This is a genomic window from Ancylobacter sp. SL191, from assembly GCF_026625645.1.
Taxonomy (GTDB): Bacteria; Pseudomonadota; Alphaproteobacteria; order Rhizobiales; family Xanthobacteraceae; genus Ancylobacter.
In genome coordinates, this window is record NZ_CP113056.1 from 3,593,409 (window position 1) to 3,616,151 (window position 22,743).

The window sequence follows — 22,743 nt, forward strand, 5'->3', positions numbered from 1 at the left end:
ATCAGAACGACCATGGTGCCGGGCGCGAGATGCTCAGCACCATGGCCTTGGCGTCAGACGGGTTGGGCGTGGCACCGATGGGCTCCAGCGTCTCCTCGAAGAGATCCCCCAGCGTGGTGATGGGCATCCCCTGGCGCACGAGGACGCGCAGGATGCGCCAGCGCCCGAGCTGTCCTGTCGGCACGGGCGTGTCGGGTGCTGGCCAGATCGGCGCACCGCACGCGGTGAGGATGGGAGCGCTGCCGCGCACCGTGTTGATGAGCGGCACGACGACGGCCGGCCGTTCGATCATCCGGCCGAGGCTGTCATGGGCCGGGATGGTCAGCACGGCGAGCCGCATCTCGTCGACGGAGGAGGAATCCTGGACAGGGTCATCCGGCAGAAGATGCACGGGGCCGTCGTCGTCGCGCAGCTCGATCCCGCCCCAGCCGGTCACGTCCCTGTTCCGGCGGAGCTCCAGATCGGAAACCGCCACGGTCCGATCCTTGCCGCCCCGCGCCACGCGGAAATGCGAACTCGGCACGGTGAATTGGCACCAGACGGAGGAGGTGTAGTCCGACAGGCGCAGCGGGCGCACAGTTTGAGGTGCGGTGCCGCTCAAATGGAGCTTGGCGTCCTCAGTGATGGGCGTCGTCGCGGCGCGCGCTTCCAGCGGCAGGGTGACGATGGCGAGCCAGCCAAGTTCCGCCGCCGGACCCGGCGTGCGGCCCTGCGTGCGGCGCAGCTGCACGGCGACATCGCCGGTGGGCTGCCAGGTGTCGCCCTTCTCGGGTTTCGCACGGGCGGAGACCACGAGGCGCAACGCCGCCACCTCGCCCGGCTCCAACTCGATCGTGCAGAATGCGGCATTGGGCGCGCTGGACGGCGCCCATGCGCTCCTGGCGGGGCCGGGGTCTTCGTGGCGGAGCACCCAGGCGGAGAGAGTCAGTTGGTTGCCGGCGCGTACCGTTTTGAGCATCACCCTCTGCCCGCGCCTGGCCGCGCGGGCGGGCGAGCGACCCTTCGGTAGAGGCTCCAGAGCCAGACCCACCTCGCTTATGGCGCCGGCATCCGCCCAGTCGAGCACGATGCCCTCATGGCGTGCGCCGGGCGCGGTGCTGGTAATGGGAAGTTCCTTGGCACCGGGCTCAAAGGGGGCCGCCTTCAAGCCCTCCGGGTCTTCCTCGCGGCGGAATTTCAGCTTGATCATCGACCAGGGCGCGAGATCGCCGCCGCGCGGGGTGACGATGACGCTGGCATGGTTGAACGGGCCGACCGGGTTGCCCCGGTCGAAGCTGTAGCCGATGGGGCCCTCAAGGCTCAGCGGGATCGCCGCGCCACTATGGGCGCGGCCGGTGCGGATCGGGTCGGGGCCGACTTCCGGCAGGAATTTGAGGTTCGACAGCGGCGTTTCGCCAAAGGCCGGCCGGGGGTGACGGGCGATCTCGCAGGCGACGGCGAGCCGGTCGCCGAAATGATCGTTGCGGTGCATGGCGCCGGAGAACAGCGCCAGCAGCGGCGGCACCGAGCCGGACACGTCATCAGCCGTCTCGGTCAGCGGCAGCACCAGCGCGAGCGGCGGGCGCTCGACGGCGCGGCCATTATCGGTGTCGCGCACCTCATGCGGGATCCAGTCCGCCGGGCCGCCGAGATGGCTTTGAGCCTCCGCCTCCTGCCGGAACAACGGGGCGTAGCGGCTGACGAACCGCACCTTGAAACGCCAGAGATTCCAGCCGCCGCGCCAGTCGAGATCGCGGGTCAGCACCGGCGGCGCCTCACCGATGCCCGCCACCGCCAGCGCATGGCCGGCCCGCAGCGGACCGAAGGCGACGCGGCCGACATCGGTGTCCGCGCGGTCGTAAAAGGCATCGCCCGGCCCATCCGCACGGGGCGTGCCGCGCCAAGACCAGCGCTGCGGCACAAGGCCCGCCGTCTCGCAATAGCGCAGGACGCGGCGGCCCTCATCGCCCAGAACATCCTTCGGCAGGACGAGACTGACGGACCGCTTGTCGTCGCGTTTTATCTCACGGAGCATGGTTCCGCTCGCGGGGCTGGCGACGGGAAGCTCGCGCGTGGCGACCTCCACGGGGACGACCGCCGCCTGCCCGAGCAACCAGTCGGCGCCATCAAGGCGCGCGCGGGAGCAGCTTTCCAAGACCGCCCTGCCGAGACGCTCCTGGTTGGGTCGCCGATTGTCGAAGGGTTTCGCCTCGGCCTGTATCGCCGCGCGGACACGCAGCTCATAGACATGGCCCGGGAGCAGAGTGGCGGTGATGTGGCCGTCCTTGCGTTTAAACGCCTCCGTCGCATCGGCCTTCAGGGTCACCCGCGCTTTCGGCCGCTCCAGCACGTCGGCGGTCGCGATGAGAGGTTGGTCGATGCGCCGCCGCTCGGGGAAGACCTGCCACAGCTCGATGCCGAGCGCGGAGACGGCGGGGTCCGGCAGTTCCTCCTCGCTGCGCCCATCGGCCGGCGGCGCCTTGGCCTGGAGATCGTTCAACTGCCGGGCGATCTTGCCGCGCAGGGGTGCGTCGGGCGGAAGCGCGAAGAGCGCGCAATTGACCCAGCGCTCCCAGCTATGCCGGTCGATGCTGGGGCCGGCGAGAGTGACCGTGACGCTGGTGCGGACGGTGCGGTTCGACAGAAGGCGATCCGGCACGACAGCGCTCCCGTTGCGCAGCACCGGCACATCCAGCCCATCCAGCAGCAGCGGCTCGATCGGCTTGCTGCGTGCGCTGCGCTCGCTGCCGGGCGCACCGGCGGCACTTTCCACACCATCGACGAGAAGGCGCACCGGGCCGGGTTCGACGGTGATGTCCGGCGAAGTGGTGGTGAGGTGGAGATAGATGCCCTCCCCGCCCGGCGGGGTGCCCGGCGGCGGAAGGGTGCGCGCGAGATCCCAGGCCTTCTCGAAATCCGCCCGCAGTTCCTCCTCTGCCAGAGGCGGCAGATCCTTGTAGCGGATGGTCGCGGCGCCGCTGCGGGCGACCTCGACGCGCCACCAACGTTCCTGGCCGCTGAGATTGGGCAGGCTCAGCGTGACGGTACTGAGCGGCGCCGACGCGCCGGCATCGCTAAGCGTCACCGTGAGTTCCCCCGCGACACCAACAAGGGGCGTGACGAAGCTGAAGCGTAGCCCCGCATTCGCCTCGCCCGGCCAGTCGATCAGCGTGCCGCCGGTCTCGTGGTCATAATTGAGCCGCAGCCCGGCGGCGGTGAGCGCCTGCACCGGGGCGCGCCTCGGCAGATCGCTCGCCAGCAGGCTCACCGGCACCAGAGGCGCCGGCAGGTCGTGGCTGATGGCGGGCGTGCCGATGCCGGTGGTGCGCACATAGTTGGCGAGCGTCGCTATCTGGCCCTGCAAGGTGAGAGGGGCGCCGAACAGATACGGGTTGTCCGGCGCGCGCAGCCCCGGTGCGAGCACGCCGCCCTGCGCCACGAGATGGCCGGCGACCTCATAGTCATAGCCGAAGGAGAAGGCCGGAAGCGGTGCGATGACCGCGCCCGCCGCCTCCCCTGCCACGCGGGCGCGCGGCTTCGGCGGGGCGGCGGCGATGACCCGCGTGGCGGCGAGCCCGCTGCCCGCTCCCGGCTGGTCGAGCACCGGATCGCCGGCCATGGGCGCCGTGGCCCAGCTATTGGCGAATTCGGCGATGGCATCGCTGACGCCCACCTGATCGCCGGGCGCCGCCGGCAGCGGATCGACGAAGTTGCGCTCGGTCGTCTTCGACAAGGGCACCTTGATGAGCGCGTCGTCCTCCGTGCCGCCGAGATAGAGCCGCGCCGGGTTGAGCGAGACGAAGTTGGTGGGAGTGCCCGGCCCGGACCGGCGGACCAGCAGGCCGTAGCCGGACAGCCGCGTCCAGGAGTCCACCGTGCGCGGGAAGGTCTGGATCTGGTCGATTTGCAGCGCCATGGGCAGCGGCAGCGGCGTGATGCGGTCGAACGGGTCGGCGCGGAAGGCGATGCGGCCCGCGATGCGCGCGGCTTCCTCGGCGGCGATTTCCAGCAAGACGGCCAGCAAGGCGCGAACGGGGTCGGGGTCGGGCCCCTGAAGCTGCGCGAGGAAGGTGCGGTAGAGGCCGGGCTTTGCCTCCGAGCCCCAGAGCAGCACCGACATGGCGCCGCTCAGGCGTTCGGCAAGTCCGCGCCTCGGGGGCGGGTCCGGGGTTGGGGTCGGGTCCGGGGTCGGGTCCGGGGTCGGGGCGGCCGGTGCGCTGTACCAGTCCTCCCGCCCCGCCACCAGCCCCTCAATGAAGGGCCCGGCAAAGGCGAGCGCGGCGCTGGCGCGGGCGCGCTCGAAGGAAGTGCGGGCGAAGGGCTCGCCGGCGCCCGGCGCGGGTTCGCCGGCCGGCGGCGCCGGCGGCGGGCGCCGTTCGCGGTTGACATGAAGGGCGGCGCGGTTCGGCTGAGTGGCCGGCAGTTCGTGATAGCGCAGGCCGCGTGCCGTCTCCGGCGCGCCGGACGGAGCCGCCCGGTGCAGCCACAGATGCCGGAGAATGTCGGTGTCGGCTGGCAACCGCACGGCGGACGCCTCGCTGCCCAACGCCGCCCTGAGATAATCAAGCGTGAAAGGGGAATGCTCGGAAAAGCCGAGCGCGTTCATCTCGTCCCGCGACACGCGCAGCGCGGCGGGAACGCTGGCGGCGACGACGGCCGGGAGCGACGCCAGATGCGACGCCAGCAGGTCACGCGCGGCGGCGGTGTCCTCGGCGATCAACGCCTCGATCAGCGGCACCTCGAAGCGTCCGACCGTGTCGAAGCGCGCGGCGAGCACCTGCGCGGCGATGAGGTCCAGCACTGCCTTGAGCCGCCCCAGCGCCGCCTCGTCCAGCTCGGGCGCGGGAGCCTCCGGCGCCGCGGCCCTGCGCCACTGCGCCACCGCGCGCGGCAGGACGGAGCGGATGCGGGCCAGCGGGTCCATGGCGTCGGCGAGGCGCTGGGGCAGCTCGGCGACGCTTTCGCCCGTCGGCAGGGTGAAGCGGTAGGCGTCCGTGCCGCCGATCACAGCGACGCGCTGGGTGAACAGGTCGACCAGGCGGCCTTCCGTGAGGTTGGCTACCATATTCTTCTTGGTCAGGCTCGGCTCGACGATGGCGATGCAGGCGGGGGCGGTGGCTTCCTTCTGGGTGAACCCGGAGTAATCGGGCACGCGATCGCCATTGTCGTCGAATTCTGTCCAGTCGCCCGGCACGAACGCCTCATTGGTGCTCCAGCCGAATGCCGGCGCCGCGACGAAGCGGAGATTGTCCAGTGCCGCCAGCGCGTCCGCCGTCAGCGCGGCGCGGGAGATGGCCAGCAGCGCATGGGACCGGCTGGCGCAGGGCACGGGATGCGGCAGCGTCGGCAGGCGCTCGATGAAGCCGGGCACCGTGCCCTTGGTGCTGGTCTCCTGATCGCGCGGCCCGAGATGCAGCGCATCGCGGCGGAGCACGCTTTTCTCGAAGGCAATGGCGTCAATGGCCGCGTCCAGCCGGGTGATGAGGGAGGGACGGTCGAGCGCCGCCGAGACCGGCGCGACGTGCTGAGCGTCGATTGCCGTATAGGCGTCCGCCGCGTCGAGATAGCCGATCTTCCAAGCTGCCGCGTCGTGCGGATTCCACGCGGCTGGGGCGCCCGCCGGGGCCCGCCACTTCCACGGCAGCAGCGCATCCACCAGCGCCCGCGGATCAGCCGGCGCCGCCGGGACATCTTTCCAGCTCGCGGAGAGCGATATGGCGAGCCAGACCGGGGCGTCGGCCGCGCCGGCCCACTCGCCGTCGGACTGGATCCGGTCGACCTGAACGCTGACCTGGAGCTGGGGCATGATCCTGCGCCTTTGATGGAGGGTCGGAAGGCACGTGAGGTCTTGGGCACGTGAGGTCTTGGGCACGTGAGGTCTTGGGCACGTGAGGTCTTGGGCACGTTGGGGGGAGCTGGATTGCCGGATCAGCCGAAGCTGTCGGCATAGTCGGCGGCGGGCGCCTCGGCGCGCTTCTCGCCGGCCAGCTTGTATTCGACCGACTGGTTCACCCGTAGCGTGTAGAACATGCTGATGCGGAAGCTCAGCCGCAGCGTGCCGCGCGCCAGCATGACCGCGCCGTCATAGGAAACCTCCAGCCGCAGCATGATGTTGGCCGTCACCAGCCCGGCGACGTCGACCGCGCCGCGCGCGAGCAGGAAGACGGTGATGGTGGTGGTGTTGCCGCCCCCGGCGGTGCTCCAGGTGAGCGCGACGCTGCAGCCGATCTGCAACCACACCCCGCCGGAGACGACACCGAAACCGAAGGCGAGGCCGACGCCGGCGCAGATGGCGATATCGAGCGTGTAGGTCAGCACCGACCCCTTCGGCCGGTAGGACAGGCGCTGCGAAACGTAACCGCCGCCATTGAGGATCCACACGGCCAGCGTGAACGGCGCATCGCGCGAGGACAGGTCCAGCGTGACGCCAATCTCGAATTCCGGCACGGCGATGATGGCGAAGCTGGCGCCGAGGCTGAGATCGGTGATGGCGAAGGCGCCGGTGGCGATCGGCGGCAGTTCCATCGAGAGGCGCGCGACCAGCCCGACCGGCATGCCGCCGCGAAACAGCGGTTCGACCCCAGCCGGCAGCCCCTTGCCGAGCTTCGCCATGAGATTGGTGAGGAATTCGAGGCTCGGGGCGAGGCGCACGCGCTCGGTGGCGATCTTGAAGTCGATCTTGCCGCTGTCGTCGAACAGCAGCGGTGTCTTCTCGAAGGTCACGACCTCCATGCCGCCGCTGATGACCCGCCAGTCGCCGGCGATCATGCCCTTGGCCGTCTTCTCGATCCGGCCAGAGGCACCCATGCGCATCTGCGTTTCCGCGCGGAACTGCGCGTTCTCGACGGCGAAGGCGACGGGGCCGAAATCGAAGATGGTCGTGGTGCCCTTCAGCGGCACGTCCACCTCCGCCCGCATCCACGCCTCGCGCGCTTCCTTGTCGAAGCCGCGCGTGATCTTGACGCCCTGGCACTCCTTGCCGGACAGATCCGGGAAGCCCGCCTGCCGCAGCAGGGCTTCGATATCGAGGCCGGCCATGTCCGGGATGAGCTTACCGAGCGACAGGTTCGACATGGACGCGGGGAGACAATCCTGCGCGAAGCCCATGATGGGGGTGCGCAGGCCAAAGGAATCCAGAAGTTCGCCGGCCGCCTGCGCCGTGTTCGCCGCACGATTGGCCAAGGCGAGGACCGGGGTGACATCCACCACCGGCTTCACCAGGTCGAACACATAGGCGACCTCGGGCCGATTGAAGCCCAGCGTGTCGCCCTTGGGCGGCTCACCCACCGCGCGGATGAGGCGCAGGACGTTGTCGCCCTCCTGATAGAGATCGCGGGCGCGATTGATGCCGGCGTCGATATCCTCCTGCCGCACGCCGGCGCGCCGGGACAGTTCCTCCCCGACACCATCGAGCACGCCGTCGACGCGGTCGGTGATGGCGCGGGCATGCCGGGCAACAGTGGCCTCCACCTCGGCGCGCAGCTTGTCGACCGTGGCGAGGCCATGGCCGATCTGGTCGAACACCACGTCGATCTGCGCGATGAGAGCATTGGCGAGGCTGTGGATCTGCTGCTCGATCGCGGCGGCATTTCCCTGCGCCCCAGCGACCGCCCGCTTCAGCTCGGCCGAGAGATGCGCCGCCTGATCTTCCACCTTCGGCGCGAGCGAGGCGGAGAGCCCTTCCAGATAGGTCGTGACAGGCTTCATAGCGGCGTCGAGCTTGCTCTGGACCGCTTCGGTCTGCGGCAGCGCGTCACGCAGCTTAGCGCGCGCCTCGGTGAGTTTGCCGTCGACAAGGGGGCTGAAGGCGGCAAGTTCAGCGGACATCGCCCGCAGCCGGGCGGCAGCATCCTTCGCGGCGGCCACGATGGCGGCGTCGGCGGTGCTGAAGGCCCCGTTCATCAGGTTCCCGGCGGCCGCGTGCGCCGCCTTGATCCGCTCGGCGATCTGTCCGGCCGCCGTGACGACGCTCGCGTCCAGAACGGACTGCCACGGCGCCAGCACGTCATTGGTAAGCGTCCGCTGAGCCTCATCCAGCACCGCCGCGACCTCCGCAAGAGCGCCGGTCGCCGCGTTTTCAAGTGACGTGATGAAGTTGTTGAGGCCCCCGCGAAGCCCGGTGGCGGCGTTGTCGATGGCCATCACGGCCGCGATGAGCTTCTGCTCGGCCTCGTCAATATGGTCCGTCGGCCATTTGTCGATCGCGCCCTGCAATGTGGCGAGCGCGGTGAGCATGGCGGTGATGTGCGTATGCGCATCCGCGATGGCCGCTTGCGCCGCCGCCGGCACGTTGCGCGCGGTGGTGAGCCGGCTTGCCGCCTGCTGCGCAGCACGTGCCGCCGTGCGGAGCTTACCAACATGGTCGGCAATTTGCGCCTTTAGCTCCGCCTCGGACGACTGGCCCGGCGTCCACTGCTGAATTGCCTTGATGAGTACGGCTCCATCCGGCAATCCGGCGAGGGCCCGGCGCGCGCTTCCGGCGGTGGCGGCGATCTCCTCCGCCACGCCCGGCAGGGCGCGGCGCACGGCGCCGAGATTGACGGTGATCGTGGCGAAGGCGGCGGCGATGTCGTCGCGCAGCTCCGCGACGGCGTCCTTTTGCAGTAACTTGGCCGCCTCGACCGCGCCATTGAGCGCCGCTTTCGCCTGCTGGCGCGGCCCCGCGAGGGGACTGCCGACGGCCAGCGTGTCGAGTTCGCGGGCGAGGTTGTCCAGTTCGGCCCGCCAGCGACCGCTGATCTCCCGCGCCCTGGCGACGAGTTCGGCGTGAGCTTCCGCCACCGCGACCTCGTCCACAGCCCTGGCTCGCCCGCACAGACGCGCCGCTTCCGACCGCGCCGCCTGCCGCACCTCGCCGGCGAGCTGGGCGGGAAGGTTCACCAAGGCAGGAGTCTTGCGGATTTCGGCGGCAATCTCCGCGGCCTTGGTGGCGCCTGTCTCCATCACCTTGTTGAGCTTATCAACGAGCTGACCTTCGCATTCGCGCACCGCCTGCTTGGCGCGGGCGCGGCCATCCGTCAGCGCGCCCGGCCGCAGCAAGTCGCGGGCGAGCTGGTCGAAACGCGCCGGAATGGTGCCGAACAGCCGGTCGATCTGCCCGCGCAGATCCGCCGCATATTGCCCCGCCATCTGGCCGGCCTTGCGCGCACCCGTCGCTTGCTCGGCGTCGCGCGGTCGGGCGCGCGAGATCGTCACGTTCTTCAGAACCGCCGCCGGCCCCTCGGCCACCCGCCCGGCGCCGAGGCGCACCGGAATGCGGCCATCGACCAGATCGAGCGTCAGTCGATCATGCCCGCCAGCGCCGCGCGGCGCCGGAGGCAACATACCCTCGTGCAGATCGGCGTCGCTCGGCTTGTCGCTCTCCTTCACCAATGGCGCAGGCGCGTCGCAGAAGTCGATGCCCTCGACCGGATGCCAGCTATCGACGCGATCGCCGGTCTCGGACTTCCATGTCGATGTGTAGAAAAATAGCCTTTCCGGCTTATTGTAAGCGATGGTGGTTAGGGTGCCGTCCTCGCCCAGCGTGACGAGCTGGATGAGCGGCTTGGGGTAGAGATTGGCGAGGCTGTCCGGGTCGCCCGAGGGCGACGCGCTGGCGAGTTCCTCCTGCCAGAGCGGCACCGCCCAACCCTCGTCGCGCACATCGCCGCCCCAGTTGGAGTCGACGCGGATGCGCCGGGTGACGAAGCGCGTGGCGACAATAGCGCCGGCTTCAGTGGTCGCCTTGCCGTCTTCCGGGTAGCGCCGCTCGGGCTGGAGAATGTCGATATATTCCTCGACCTTGCGCAGGATGCAGCGGCCGGCGTGTTCATCCTGCTTGTGGAGCACGCCCTCCGCATAGAACTGTGCCGGCGGCACCACGGTCCGGCGGTAGATCACCACATGCTTGGCGCGGTTGTGCAGGCCGCCGATCCGGCCCAGCCGCTCAAGCTTGTAATGGCTGAGGCGGCCCATATCGGTCTCGGTCTCGATGACCGACTTGCCGTTGGCGAACACCGCGCGCTGGCGACCCCAGCCGCCAAGCGCGGAGAAATGCAGCCCGCCGATGCGACCGGAGGTGGAGACCGGATCGGCATAGCATTCGGCGAGAATGTTCGCGCTGTCGAAGGCCCAGGGGATGCCGCCGGGAAACGCCTCACGATAAGCGGCTTCATCATTGGGGTCGGCGAAGCTCTCGAGGAAGGCGGGGTCGGCGCGGCCCGCACCGGGATAGCCGGACGGCGCCGGAAAACGGAACGGCGTCTGCGGACCGCCGCCTTCCTCATCCCTGCGGCGCAGGGTGAAGCGCAGCCCGTCCGTGGTCTCGAGATCCTCCGATGGATGGTCGCGCCACAGCTTGTCCACCGCGATGCGGCTCGCCTCCAGCAGCAGCAGCGCCTTGACGCGCGGCGGCAGGGAGGGGGCGCCGCCGCGCCGGTCGATGCTGGGCGGCGCGCCGATGATGCCGCCGAGCTCGGCCAGCCGGGTGCGCTGGACCGGGCGGTGCTGCACCAGCAGCCCATAGGCGAGCTCCACGCGCAGATCGCGGACCACGACACCCGGATCGGCATCCGCCACCCGGTTGAACAGACGGCGCAGGTTCCAGCCCGGCTCGCGCGAACCGCTATCGCGCAGCGTGGGATCGACATCGATGCGCGTGAGCGAGCCGAAGCGCATCGCCGCCGGCTGGCCCGGCTCGATATCGGCCGGCTTCCGGCCGGGACCGTTCTTCTCCATCGCCTCGCCGAGCGTCTGCGTCGGCAGGAGGAGCCTGACCTCCTGCGCGCTGTCGCGGAAGCGCCAGACCGGCACGCCGCCTTCGAGGGCGCTTTGCGCGATCTGCTGCGCCGCGTCGCTCGACTCCGGTCGGAGCCCCTCCACCGCCGCGATGCGAAAGGGCGCGGGGTCGATGACGAGGAGCTTGCCGGGCTCCTGACCCGCGCCCTCCACGGCGCTCAGTGTCCAGACGACGCCCTGGTCGCTGTCGCCATCGACCGTCTCCTCCGCGTCCAGGCGGAAGGCGGGTCTGGCCTCAGCCGGCTTTTTATCGCCGGTCGCGGACGCGGGCACTATGGGCGACAGATCGAGGATCAGGCCGCGCGCGGCCTCTTCCGCCACATCGAACTGAAGCGCCGATTCCTCGGGCGGCAGGGGTGACGGCTCCACCGGCCGCACCCGCGTCACATCGAGCGTCATGGTGACATGCAGATGAGCACCGACCGGCCCACCATCCGCCCGCCGGCGCGGCACGCGATGGGTGATGACCTGCGACACGCGCTGTAGCGTCAGGTCGAACTCGATGCCGGCGACGATGAGGGAGGGGGATGTGGAGAGCCAGGGCGGCTCATCTGTGCTGATCCGGTAGCAAATACCCTCCCGTGTCCGCGCGGGCTGGAAGGTCGCGGTATCGACGTCAGCCGCCATGAGCCCGCCGGAGACCTTCCGTAGCGTCTCACCGCTCGACAGAGTGAGGGCGGACAGATCGGGCGTGACCTTCGCGGTGGCAGTTGCCAACCTTTTCCAGGACTTCCAGGGATCCGCCGTTGGCACCGGCTCAAAGGAATGCAACGACCAGATCGCGTTGGTATCCCTCGCCCGCGCCGCCCAGTCGTTCGCCTCGCTCGCTGATTCCGGGCGCAGACGGCGGCGCGGCGTTCCCGTCACGGTGAGGGTTCCGACCACATGCCAGGGGAGCCGGCCCGACGCCTCATAGCCCGCCAACACGGTCATCCCCGAGAGTGGCCGCAGCCGTCGCAGCGCGCGTCCGGTCGTGTCCTGATCCTGATCGATGATGTTCGCCAGCACGTCCTCAACGGAGTCGCCCTGCTCCTTCTGCTGGAAGCGGGCCGCCGCGACCCATGACACCCCCCTCGGGAGGTCCAGCCTCACCACACCATCGACCGCGATCTGCTCCTGGCTTATCGACAGGCCGTCTGTGAACGGGGCACTTTGAAGACTGCGGGCGATCTCCTCCGGGAGCTGGAGCTTCTCGGCAGCGAAGCCTTTGATCAGCGCGGACCAGTGATCGGAGCTGCCGACACGCAAATCCAGTTCGCAGCGCAGGATGAGCTGCGCCATATCTTCCCCGTCCGGGCGAATTTCGCGAAAGCCGGCCTGCCGCCTCCGGCTGTCCAGGCCCTTTGGAGGCATCTTCGCAAAGGTCGGCAGCAGGGCGAAGATCGGCGATTCGTCCTCAGTGCCGACGCCGACCGAAAGGACTGGCTCACCAGCGGCCGTCAGGTCATGCAGGCCGAAAGGCGCCTTCTTGTCGGTCGCTTTGCCGAAGTGAAGCCCGTCAGCCGTCGAGAAGGCCAGCGCGAGTTTGATGAAGCCGCAACTGCGACGTTCCGGCCACTCCACCGCTGTCGCGTCAAACCAGAGCTTGCGCTTTTGTTTGTTCCGGTCAGCCTCGGCGAACAGGAACAGGCGGGTGTCGTACCGCTTTCGCCCGGCATCGGCCGACCGATCCTGCTCATGGGCGCTGACCGCAATGGGAACCTGAGCCGCGAGGGCAAAGCCCTTCAGTGTTCGTGGAACCGCGCCTTGATGCGTGCCCGGCCAATCCTGCAGGGCGTCCAGCCGCAGCCGCGACACCGCCCATGTGGGACCGATCGGTGTCACAGGATCATCCGGACAGACCACTGTCGCGGCGGTGTCCAGCCAGGCGAGTGGGGTCGGCAGTCCGCCGCCGGCCTTGAACACATCGCCCTGGCGGAAGAAATGGATGCGGGCGATGCCGTCAAGATAGAAGGTCGGGCCACTGACGCGCGGCTCCGTATCGCCGCCTGACCCATCCGATACGCCGACCCGACCAGCCCCATTGGTCAGCCAGTCGTCGAGCGACGCGCTGGAGGGCAGGTCGAACAGGCTATCGACGGCAGCGTCCGCCGGAGGGGAGGTCAGATAGGCCTTCAGATCGTCGGGATCGATGAGGGCGACGTGCCAGTCGCCGGTGGGGGCGTCGCCCTTGGTGCCGATGGCGACGACGAGCAGCTTCTTGGTGTCATCTTTCGGCTTGGCAAGCGCCAGCAGCGCCAGCCGGGCCCCGGTGATTGGCATGGTGTCCCCCCTGCAGTAACAGGCACGAACCGCTGGAGCGGCAGGCACGGCACCACGGACAGCGTCTCAGGGGGATGTGTTGCGTGTCATTCGCGACGGGCGCTGCCATTGTCGGCAGGCAGCCGCATTGGCGCGGCACGCGAACTGGGCCTGTGCGCGACGACCGCCCCCACGCGCGCCGCGCTCAAATTTTCGCACCCTCCAGTTGTATTTCCACGATCTTTGGATCGCAAGTGGCATTTTCGGAAGGACCGCGCATCGTCGGTTCCGCGTGTTCCACGCTTCGGCGCGGTGAGGTCGCATCCCTCTGGACGGCGCGCCGGCCTCATGTCAGAGCGGTGGTATCGGGACGCTTGGCTTCCCCGTTGTGTTGCGGTCTGCCGGAGTGGGCGCCTCATGAACGACAGCACCTCCCCCGCCACGGAAGCCACCGGGGCCGGCGCCACGCAGATTTCCTGTTCGCGCGGCTTTGGGGACTGGCTGGCCACCCATATGGTCAGCCTCGCCCTCTCCTCCTACCAGACCGGGCAGCTCATCCTGATCGGGCGCAGCCCGCAGGGCGACGTATCGTTCCACCGTCGCGATTTCGTCCGGGCGATGGGGCTATGGGCCGAGGCCGGCCGCCTCTTCATCGCCGCGCGCCAGCAGATCTGGCGGCTGGAGAATGTGCTGGCGCCGGACGAGCTGGCCAACGGCATTTTCGACCGGCTCTACGTGCCCCGCGCCGCCGAGGTGACGGGGGATCTCGACATTCACGAGATTGCCCGCGATGCGCAGGGCCGGCTCATTTTCGTGAACACCAAATATTCCTGCCTCGCCACGGTAAGCGCGACCCATGCCTTCCAGCCTCTGTGGAAACCCCGCTTCATCTCGCGTCTGGCGGCCGAGGACCGCTGTCACCTGAACGGCCTGTGCCTTGATGCCGGCCGCCCCCGTTATGTCACGGCGGTCGCGCGCACCGATGTGGTGGATGGCTGGCGCGCCCACCGGGCCGGCGGCGGCGTGGTGATTGACCTCGCGAATGACGCGGTCGTGGCGGAGGGCCTCTCCATGCCCCACTCGCCCCGGTTTTATCAGGGGCATCTCTATGTGCTCGATTCCGGGCGCGGCCTGCTGGTGCGGCTCGACCCGAGTTCGGGCGCGCGCACCGAGATCGCCTTCTGTCCCGGCTTCCTGCGCGGCCTCGCCTTCCAAGCGGGGTACGCCATCGTCACGCTGTCCCTGCCGCGCGACAGCAATTTTGGTGGCCTGCCCTTGCAGGAGTCCATTGCCCGGCGCGGCGGCGAGCCCTGGTGCGGCGTCCAGATCATCAATCTCGCCACGGGCGATATCGTGCACTGGGTGCGCTTCCAGGGAATGATCCGCGAATTGTTCGATGTCGCGGCGCTGCCGGGCGTCCGGTGCCCCATGGCGGCGCCGAGCCAGGGGCCGGAATTTGCCAGCGTCATCACGATGGAAGCTCCGGCGCGCGATCTCGACGCGCCCGGCTGGGGCTGACGCGCAGGAGCGGCGCGGCTCAGAAGCGGATCAGCAGCTGGCCGCTGAGCGCGCTCTGCGTGGCCGAGGCGGCGATCTGCCCGTCATAGATCAGCGCGAGGCTGGCGGTCGGCCCGAGGCTAATGGCGAGGGAGGCGCCGAGAACCAGAGCGTCCTCGGCGATGGGCACGCCGGAAATGGTGAAGGCCTCCGAGCCGCTGGCGAACTGCATCGTCGCTTGCGGGGTGATGTCGCCGAAGGCGTGCTGCCAGCCCACCGTCACGCTGGGCGTGTAGCTACGGCCCTGCACCTCGAAGGTCTTGCTGAGGGTGACGCCGAGCGTGCCATACACGGTGTCCATGCCGCCGCTGTCGACATCGAGCGCGGCGCTCGCCCCGGTCTCAACCGCGGAAGCGTCGTCGAGATGAACATAGGCGAGACCAATAAAGGGCTCGATCCGGTGATCCTCGACCGTGAAGGCATAGCCGATCTGGCCGAAGATCTGCGTCTCGCCGGTCGTGTAGCTCGCGCTGGTGCCGGCCTCATAGCCGGGGAACACCACGCTGCGCGCGACCGACACGTCATGCCACGTATAGGCGCCGCCCATGCGCAGGGCGAGCGGGCCATATTGCCCGCCGGCGTAGAGACCCGCCGTATAGCTATCCATCGAGCCGGAGGACGCTCGATCCTCGACATCGAACCAGGAGTCGCTGTAACCGCCGAAAGCACCGACGCGCCAATTGGCGTTGAAGGCGGCGTCGAAGCCGGCCAGCACGCCGCCGATGGAATTGGCAATGGTCGCAGCGTTGCCGTCGCCGAAGCTGTCGCCCCAGCCGCCGACGCCCGTTACCCATATGACCACGGGAAGCGTGCCGAGGCTGGCCGTTGCCGGACCGGCACTGTCGCCGGCGCCAAAGGACTGGCGCAGCCGCATGTTCACGGCGTCGCGGACATAGGCCGATTGCTGCATCATCACCGTCTCCGCCGAGGCGTAGATTTCGCCGGAGAGGGCGTCGAAGGCGGCATAGGCTTGCCCGGCGAGCTGCGCCGCCACGGCGTCATAGACCGGGTTGCCGGCGCCAAGCGTTTCGACGCCGATAGCGGTGGCCCGCTCATTGGCCGTGCGCGCCTCCTGCCAGAACGGAATGTCGTTGCGCACCAGCGTCACCTCGACCTCGGTGGCGCTGTAGCTCAGCACCGGGTCGAGAAAGGCGAAGTTGGAGCTGGCGCCGGAGAAGGTGCCGATGATGCCGCCGGCGGCGGAGAGGACGTTGAAGCTCCAGGAATTGGCGTAAGAGCCGGGCGTGCCGACCACGGCGAGCTGGGCGCCATCCGCGATGGTGGCATGGCCGCCGACCGTGATGACGTCGCTCACCTGCCCCGGCGCGACATCGACCTGATAGAGGGAGCCAGCGTTGAAGACGGCATTGCCGGCGACAACCAGAGTGCCCGGCGAATAGCCGGGCGCGACCACGCCGCCCGCATTCACGGTGAGAGCGGCGATGGTGCCCGTGCCGCTCAGCACGCCGCCCGCGCCGACCGTGAAGGACGAAGCGCTGGTGACGCCCGATGCCAGCTCCAGACTGGCCTGCTCCACAAACACTGGCCCGGCAAAGGCGCTGCCGGCATAGAGCACCGATCCGCCGCCCGTCAGCGTCACCGTGCCTGAGCCGGTGAGCGCGGCGGGAAACACATAGAAGCTAGAGAGGTCGTAGACGAGCGCACCCTCATTGACGATGGGGCCGAGGATCCAGCCCTGCGTGCCGCCATTGCCGATCTGCAACGTGCCCGCCGTGATGGTCGTGCCACCCGTATAGCTGTTGCTACCGGTGAGGATGAGCGTGCCCCAGCCCTGCTGGACCAGCGCGCCGGTGCCGGAAAGGGTGCCGTCGAGGATGAGCGTATCGGACCGGTTCACGGCCAGCACGCCGTCATTGCGCACATCGCCGACCAGGCTACCCGTGGTGCCGCCATGGCCCAGCGTGATCTGGCCGCTGGCGATGGTCGTTCCGCCGGTGAAGCTGTTGTCGCCGTCGAGCACGAGCGCACCCGTGCCGGTCTTCACCAGACGGCCGCTGCCGGAGATAACGCCGGCGAAGCGGGTCGACTGGTTGTCGCCGCCGGTCGTCAGCGTGTGGGCCGCCAGTTCCACCCTGCCCTCGCCCGCGAGCGAGCCGATGGTCTCCGACGCCTCCAGCGCGAGCGTGCCGGCCGCGTCGATCTCGACCGTGTCGCCGTCCGCGAGCGCCGCGCCGCTCGCCGCCACGAGCCGCCCCGCCATGATGCGCGTGCCGCCGCTGAAGCTGTTGCTGCCGGCGAGGCGGACCGCGCCGTCGCCGCTCTTGATGAGCGTGCCGGTGCCGATAATGCTACCGTTGATGCCGAGTGTCTGACCGCCGATGGCGCCCAAAACACCAAAACCATCGAGCGTGACGGTGCGCCCTGTATCGAAGGAGCCTGCGGCGAGAAGCCCGCCCCGCGCGAGATTGATAAGTCCGCCTGCAACGCCAAGGCTGGCATCGCGCGCGACCTGAACCGTGCCGCCGCTGATCCGCAAGCCGCCGACGAAGTCGTTGTCGGCGGTGAGCACCAGGCGGCCGGCGCCGATCTTCTCTAGCCCGCCCGTGCCGGTGATGGTCGCGTCGATCGTGGCCGTCACGTCATGGCCCTCGACCCAGATCCGGCTGCCATCATGGACAGAGAGACCGGAGCTGGCGCTTGCCGGAGCGATCACATAACCGTCGCTGACGAATTCAAGCTGCTCGAAGGAAGCGCGGCCCTCCAGCGTGACGGTGCCGGCCGTGCCGGTGAAGATGCCGAACTCGCCGCCCCAGGGATTCTCGATGCCGAAGGCGGCTTCCACCCAGGTGTCGCTGGTGGCCGTCCAGCTACCCGAGCCGCCCAGCGCGCCCCCCGACGCGGTCCAGAACTGGAACGGGCTGGCATCGCGGATGACGAGGTTGACCTGACCGTCATTGCTGAGGTCGAGCGTCGTGGTGTAGCCGACCGGCGTGGTTCCCAGCGTCACGCTGCCGGCAAGGTTGCCCCCGTAGCTGAAGGCTCGGTAGATGCCCGCGCCATGCGGCGGCGCGCCGGCAACATCGAGCGTGCCGCCGAGGGTGAGATCGGCGCTGACGGTCGCGATCCCCGAATTGGCACCGGCGCCAAGGGTGAGAATGGCCGCCGCGCCCGCATCGAGCGTCGCCGTGGCGGCGAGGAGCGGAATACCCTGCGGGTTGTCGACCCCCGACCAGCCGCCCGACAGGGCTCCGCCCGCGAGCACCGCGATGGAGTTGACGGAACCAAATCCCGTCAGCGTCGCGCCGCCCGCCACGGTGACCGCCGATCCCGCGAGCGAGGCGCCATAGAGCCCCAGCGTGCCCGTCAACACGGTGGTGGGGCCTGAGAAGGAGCTGTCGGCGGTCAGGGCCAGCGTACCGGCCCCGGCCTTGACCAGGCTGCCGCTGCCGCTGAGCGCACCATCCAGGGTCACCGTCTGGCCGGCCGCCACATCCAGCGTGCCGCCGGGTGGCGATACGGCGAACAGCCGTTCGCTCTCGAAGCTCGCAGTCATGGCGAGCGTGCCGCCGGCGAGGGTCACGCCGCCTGTCACGGCCCCGAGCGCGCTATCCGCCGCCACCTCGACAATGCCGTCTTCCAAGATGACGCCGGCGGAGAAACCGTTTGTGCCGGCCAGCACCAACGTGCCGCCGCCGGATTTGGTCAGCGCCGAGGCGGAGTCCTCGGCAATGCCGGCCGTGAGCGTCAGCATGCTGCCGGCGACCACGTCGAGAACCGTACTCGCCAGCGTGCCGGACGCCGTGCCGTCGAGCGCCACCGCTCGCCCCGTCGCGAAGGAGGCCGTCGTGGCGAGGGTGCCGCTCTCAAGCGTGAGCACCCCGGCCCCGCCGCCGAGCGCGGCGTCGGCGGCGATCACCAGCGTCGAGCCATTGGCGATGGTGATGCCGCCGGAGAAGCTGTTGCTGGCCGTCAGATTGACGCTAGCGCCTCCCTGCACCCTCACCGCGCCGGTGCCGGAAATGACGCCGGCAAAGCTCTGGTCCACGGGCGAATTGAAGACCAGGACGCCGTTATTCGAAACGTCGCCGAGGATCGAGCCCGCGACGCTGCCATTGCCGAGATAGAGGGTGCCCTGCGCGATGACGGTGCCGCCGCTAAAATTGTTCGCGGCGGTCAGGAACAGGCTGCCGTCGCCCGCCAGCGTCACGGCGCCCGCCCCGCTGATGGCGCCCGCGAGCGTGCCGCTGATCGCGTTGAGATAGATCGCCGCCGCGCCGCCCACGGTGACGGTGTTGCCGATCATCAGCCCGTTCACGGCGAAGGCGAGCGTGGTGCCGCCGCTCATGGCAAGCGTGCCGGTGCCCAGCGCCTGATTGCTGCCGACGCTGACAGTGCCCTGCGTGAGGTTCACCCCGCCGGAAAAGCTGTTGGCGCCGCTCAGGGCCAGCGTGCCGCTATCGGTCAGCGTCAGGCTCCCTGCCCCGCTCAGCACGCCGCTGAGGGTGAGGGTCTGGCCCGGGAGCGCGTCAACCGAGCCGCCCGCTGCGTTCAGGATCACGGCCTGTCCGATCGTGAGGCTCTGCGTGACCTGCAGCGTGCCGCCGGCGAAGGTGAGCGTGCCGCTGCCGAGGCCGAGATTGCTGGCCGCGGCGATCGACAGCACGCCGCCCTCGAGCGACCAGCTCACATCGACCGCCGGGGTGCCGGTCAGCGTCCATGTGCTCGTCCCCAGCTTCTCCATCGTGTAGAAGCCGGCGATGGTGGAGCCCACGGGGCCGACACTCGTCATGTCGAACGTGCCGTCGGATGTGCCGCCGAGCGCCAGTATGTTGGTATTGCCGGTGGCGACGATGCCGCTGGCGCTATAGCCCGCCTCCAGGATCACCGTGTTGGAATCGCCGGAGATCAGGAAGGCACCGGCCTGGGAAAGCCCGCCGCCGGTATTGCCACCCGCCGCGCCGCCGGCGAGCGACAGCTGGTTGTTGCTGCCGGTGATGAGGATGCCGACATTGCCGGCCCCGTCCTCGCCGGGCGTGAAGCGCCCCATTCCGGCCTGCCCGCCATCGCCGCCGGTGACGGTCGCGCCGCTGGCGATGGAGACGTCCCAGCCATCGCCAGAGATGACAAGACCGGCGCCGCCGACACCGCCCGCGCCGCCGTAGCTTCCGTCTCCCCCATCGCCGCCATCACCACCCGTGACGCTCTGCTGGATGATGAGCGTGCCGTTATCGCCGGAAAGAAAGACGCCATGACCGCCGGCGCCGCCATCGGCGCCGCCGCTGGCGATGATGGTGGGCAGTTCGCCCGGATGCGGGATGATGACGACGACGCCATCGCCGCCTTTGCCGCCATTGCCGCCGCGCACCTGTTGGGAAATGACGATGGGCGACGAGCCGGGGGTCAGTGACGCGCCGAAGCCGCCCGCGCCGCCATTGCCGGCGCCGCCCGCGACAGTTGCGTAGAAGCCGTCATAAGACGATCCGTCGCCACCATCGCCGCCAATACCGCCGACCAGCACCCCGGTCGGCGACACCGAGTTGAAATAGCCATGGGCGGCGCCGCCGCCGCCGCCGCCCGAGCCGCCATCTTCGCCATCGCCACCAGCGTCGCCATTGCCCGCGGGATTGGCGCCCACCGGCGCGATGCCGCCGGCCCCGCCGCCGCCACTCGTCCCCGCTAGGCTGTCGCCTGGCGCACCGGACCCGCCGGTGACACCGGCGCCGCCGCCACCACCGCCACCGCCGCGGGGATTCGACGAGCCATTTCCGCCGGGCCCGACGGGGTTCGAGACGCCGTTCGGCGTGGGATCGAGGGCAAAGGCGCGGGGGGCGAGGCCGGCGAGCGCCAGAGCCGCCAGGGCTGCGGAGGCCAGCAGGCGCCGGCGCCAATGTGGTACGGCACGGTCGCTTCTGAGACGCGACAGATGGTTCGGGGGGAGATGTCTCGGCGGCGTTGGTGGAGCGTCAAATGAGAGGCGAGGCCCCGTCGGGCCTTGTTCTGATGACGGCCACTTCGCGACCCGCATCGCGCACCACCGAACCGGCGCCGGGCAAGACGACGCGCGCGGCGCATGTCCTTCCGGCTCATGGTCTAGCCGTACCATGGGACCGCAAATTATGACAATACGTTACGTCATGTGTCCAAACGCTGCCACATGACGAAGGCATGCCGGCGCCGCTCCGACCGGTGCAGGATGCTCGCGCCGCGCCCGCCCTCTTGCCATTGCGCGGCCTGCGGCTCACAAACCCTGCGCCGTGCCTCGCGTCCCCGGTGGTGGCGGGCGGGGCGGTTGACGGGACAGACATGAGCAGTGCGGTAGAGACTTTCAGCGGTGCCGAGGGCGCTTCGGCGTCCGGACAGGCCGTGTGGCGGGTGGGCGTGCTGTTCTCCCGCAAGGGACACATGCGCGAGCCGGAAACCGAGCATTTTCGCGGCACGGCGCTGGCCATCGAGGAGATCAACCTCGCCGGCGGCGTGCTCGGGCGGCCGATCGAACCGGTGTGCTATGACCCGGAATCGAGCCCGGACCTCTACCGGCGCTACGCCGAGCGGCTGCTGACCGAGGACAGCATCAGCGTCATCTTCGGCTGCTGCACCTCCTCCTGCCGCAAGGCGATCCTCGCCACGGTGGAGCGGCGCAACGCGCTGCTGTGGTATCCCTCGCTCTATGAGGGCTTCGAGTACTCGCCCAATGTGATCTACACCGGCGCGGCGCCGAACCAGAACAGCCTGCAACTCGCCCGACACCTGCTCACCACCTATGGGCCGCGCGTCTATCTCGTCGGCTCGGATTACATCTACCCGCGCGAATCGAACCGCATCATGCGCGACCTCGTCTCGCGCGGCGGCGGCGAGGTGGTGGCCGAAACCTATGTGCCCGAGCAGCCGCACGGCGACGACATACGCCGCGTGGTCGAGGACATCCGCCGGCGCGCGCCCTCGGCGGTGTTCTCCACCGTGGTCGGCCAGGGCGGGCAGATGCTCTACCGGATTTTCCGCGAGGCGGGCTTCGACCCGCGCACCCTGCCCATCGCCAGCCTGACCATGGCGGAAGGCGAGATCCGCGCCATCGGGCCGGAGCTGTGCGTCGGGCATATCACCTCGGCGCCCTATTTCTCGACGGTCGACACCCCCGCCAATCGCCGCTTCGTCGCCGCCTACCGCGCCCGCTTCGGTGCCGATGCGCCGGTGACGATGTATGCCGAGGCCGCCTATTTCCAGATCAAGCTGTTCGCCGATGCGCTGGCGCGGGCGAAGTCGCTCGACACGCAGCGCCTCGTCGATGCCGTGCTCGGGACGGAGATCGACGCGCCGCAGGGCCGTATCCGCGTCGACCCGGACAACAACCACACCTGCCTGCTGCCCCGGATCGGCATGGTCAACGAGCATGGCGATTTCGACGTGGTGTGGGAAGGCAAGGATCCGGTGAAGCCCGACCCCTATCTCGTCGACCACATCTATGAACATGCGTGAGCGGGTGATGCCGGCGGCGCCGGAGGGCGGGCGATGACCGCCTCGCAGCTCATCCAGAACCTGCGCAACACGCGCGTCGCCGTGGTGCATCCGCGCGACCAGGATGGCGATGATCTGGTGCGCCAGCTCCAGCGCATCGGCTGTCAGGTGCAGGTGGTCTGGCCACCGCCGCCGCAGCTTCCCCTGCCCCTCGACGCGGTGTTCTTCCTGCTCGACCGCGATACCAAGAGCTCGATGCCCTGGCGGATGGCGGACCACCAGCTCGCCCATATCGCCATCGTCGACTACGAGAACCCGACCGTGCTCAAGGCACTGCTCGATTCCAGCGCCCATGGCGTGATCGTGCGGCCGATCCGCGCCTCCGGCGTGCTGGCGAGCCTCGTTCTGGCGCTGTCGCAGCGTGGCTATGAGAGCCGGCTGATCGCCAAGATCGCCAAGCTGGAAGACACGCTGCGCACCCGCCGCGATGTGGAGAAGGCGACGCGGCTGCTGATGGGGCTGCGCAACCTGTCGGAAGACGAGGCCTACCAGTTCATCCGCAAGCAGGCGACGGCCAAGCGCCTGCCGATCGGCGCCATGGCGGCCTCGATCATCAACGCCCATGCCATGCTGATCGAGCTCGATCGCGACGGCGAGGCGGAGAAGTAGGCAATTCGCCCAGCTTTTGGGCACACGCCAAGACTGCACGCATCCTCGGCATTTCCGCTTGACTTGGGCGCGCCGCTGCGTTTGCATGAGGGCAACGCTACATCAGCG

Annotated in this window: 6 protein-coding genes; 3 read left to right on the forward strand and 3 right to left on the reverse strand. The window is 69.3% G+C overall.

Annotation, left to right across the window (positions count from 1 at the left end; genetic code table 11):
- Position 1: 1 nt before the first annotated feature.
- The gene (locus OU996_RS16480) at positions 2–5,785 is read right to left on the reverse strand and encodes a hypothetical protein (protein WP_267582694.1); all 5,784 of its coding nucleotides are present in this window, start codon (positions 5,783–5,785) and stop codon (positions 2–4) included.
- 122 nt (positions 5,786–5,907) lie between these two features.
- Positions 5,908–13,017, reverse strand: a complete 7,110-nt coding sequence (locus tag OU996_RS16485) for a hypothetical protein (protein ID WP_267582695.1) — start codon at positions 13,015–13,017, stop codon at positions 5,908–5,910.
- A gap of 396 nt (positions 13,018–13,413) precedes the next feature.
- Here OU996_RS16485 and OU996_RS16490 point away from each other — a divergent pair, with 396 nt between their 5' ends.
- Positions 13,414–14,514 carry a TIGR03032 family protein gene (locus tag OU996_RS16490; RefSeq protein ID WP_267582696.1) on the forward strand — a complete coding sequence of 367 codons (1,101 nt, stop codon included), beginning with the start codon at positions 13,414–13,416 and terminating at the stop codon, positions 14,512–14,514.
- A gap of 19 nt (positions 14,515–14,533) precedes the next feature.
- Here the strand turns inward: OU996_RS16490 and OU996_RS16495 are convergent, their stop codons facing one another.
- Complete coding sequence (locus OU996_RS16495; protein ID WP_267582697.1) at positions 14,534–20,149, reverse strand: autotransporter domain-containing protein; 5,616 nt, start codon at positions 20,147–20,149, stop codon at positions 14,534–14,536.
- A gap of 668 nt (positions 20,150–20,817) precedes the next feature.
- On the opposite strand from OU996_RS16495, the gene OU996_RS16500 reads away from it, so the two are divergent.
- Together OU996_RS16500 and OU996_RS16505 are read left to right on the forward strand one after the other, a co-directional pair.
- Positions 20,818–21,987 (forward strand): transporter substrate-binding domain-containing protein, encoded by a 1,170-nt coding sequence (locus OU996_RS16500; protein ID WP_267582698.1) that lies wholly within the window; start codon positions 20,818–20,820, stop codon positions 21,985–21,987.
- Positions 21,988–22,020: 33 nt separating this feature from the next.
- Entirely contained in the window at positions 22,021–22,635 is a 615-nt protein-coding gene (locus OU996_RS16505) for an ANTAR domain-containing response regulator (protein WP_267582699.1), read from the forward strand.
- The last annotated feature ends 108 nt before the right edge of the window (positions 22,636–22,743 follow it).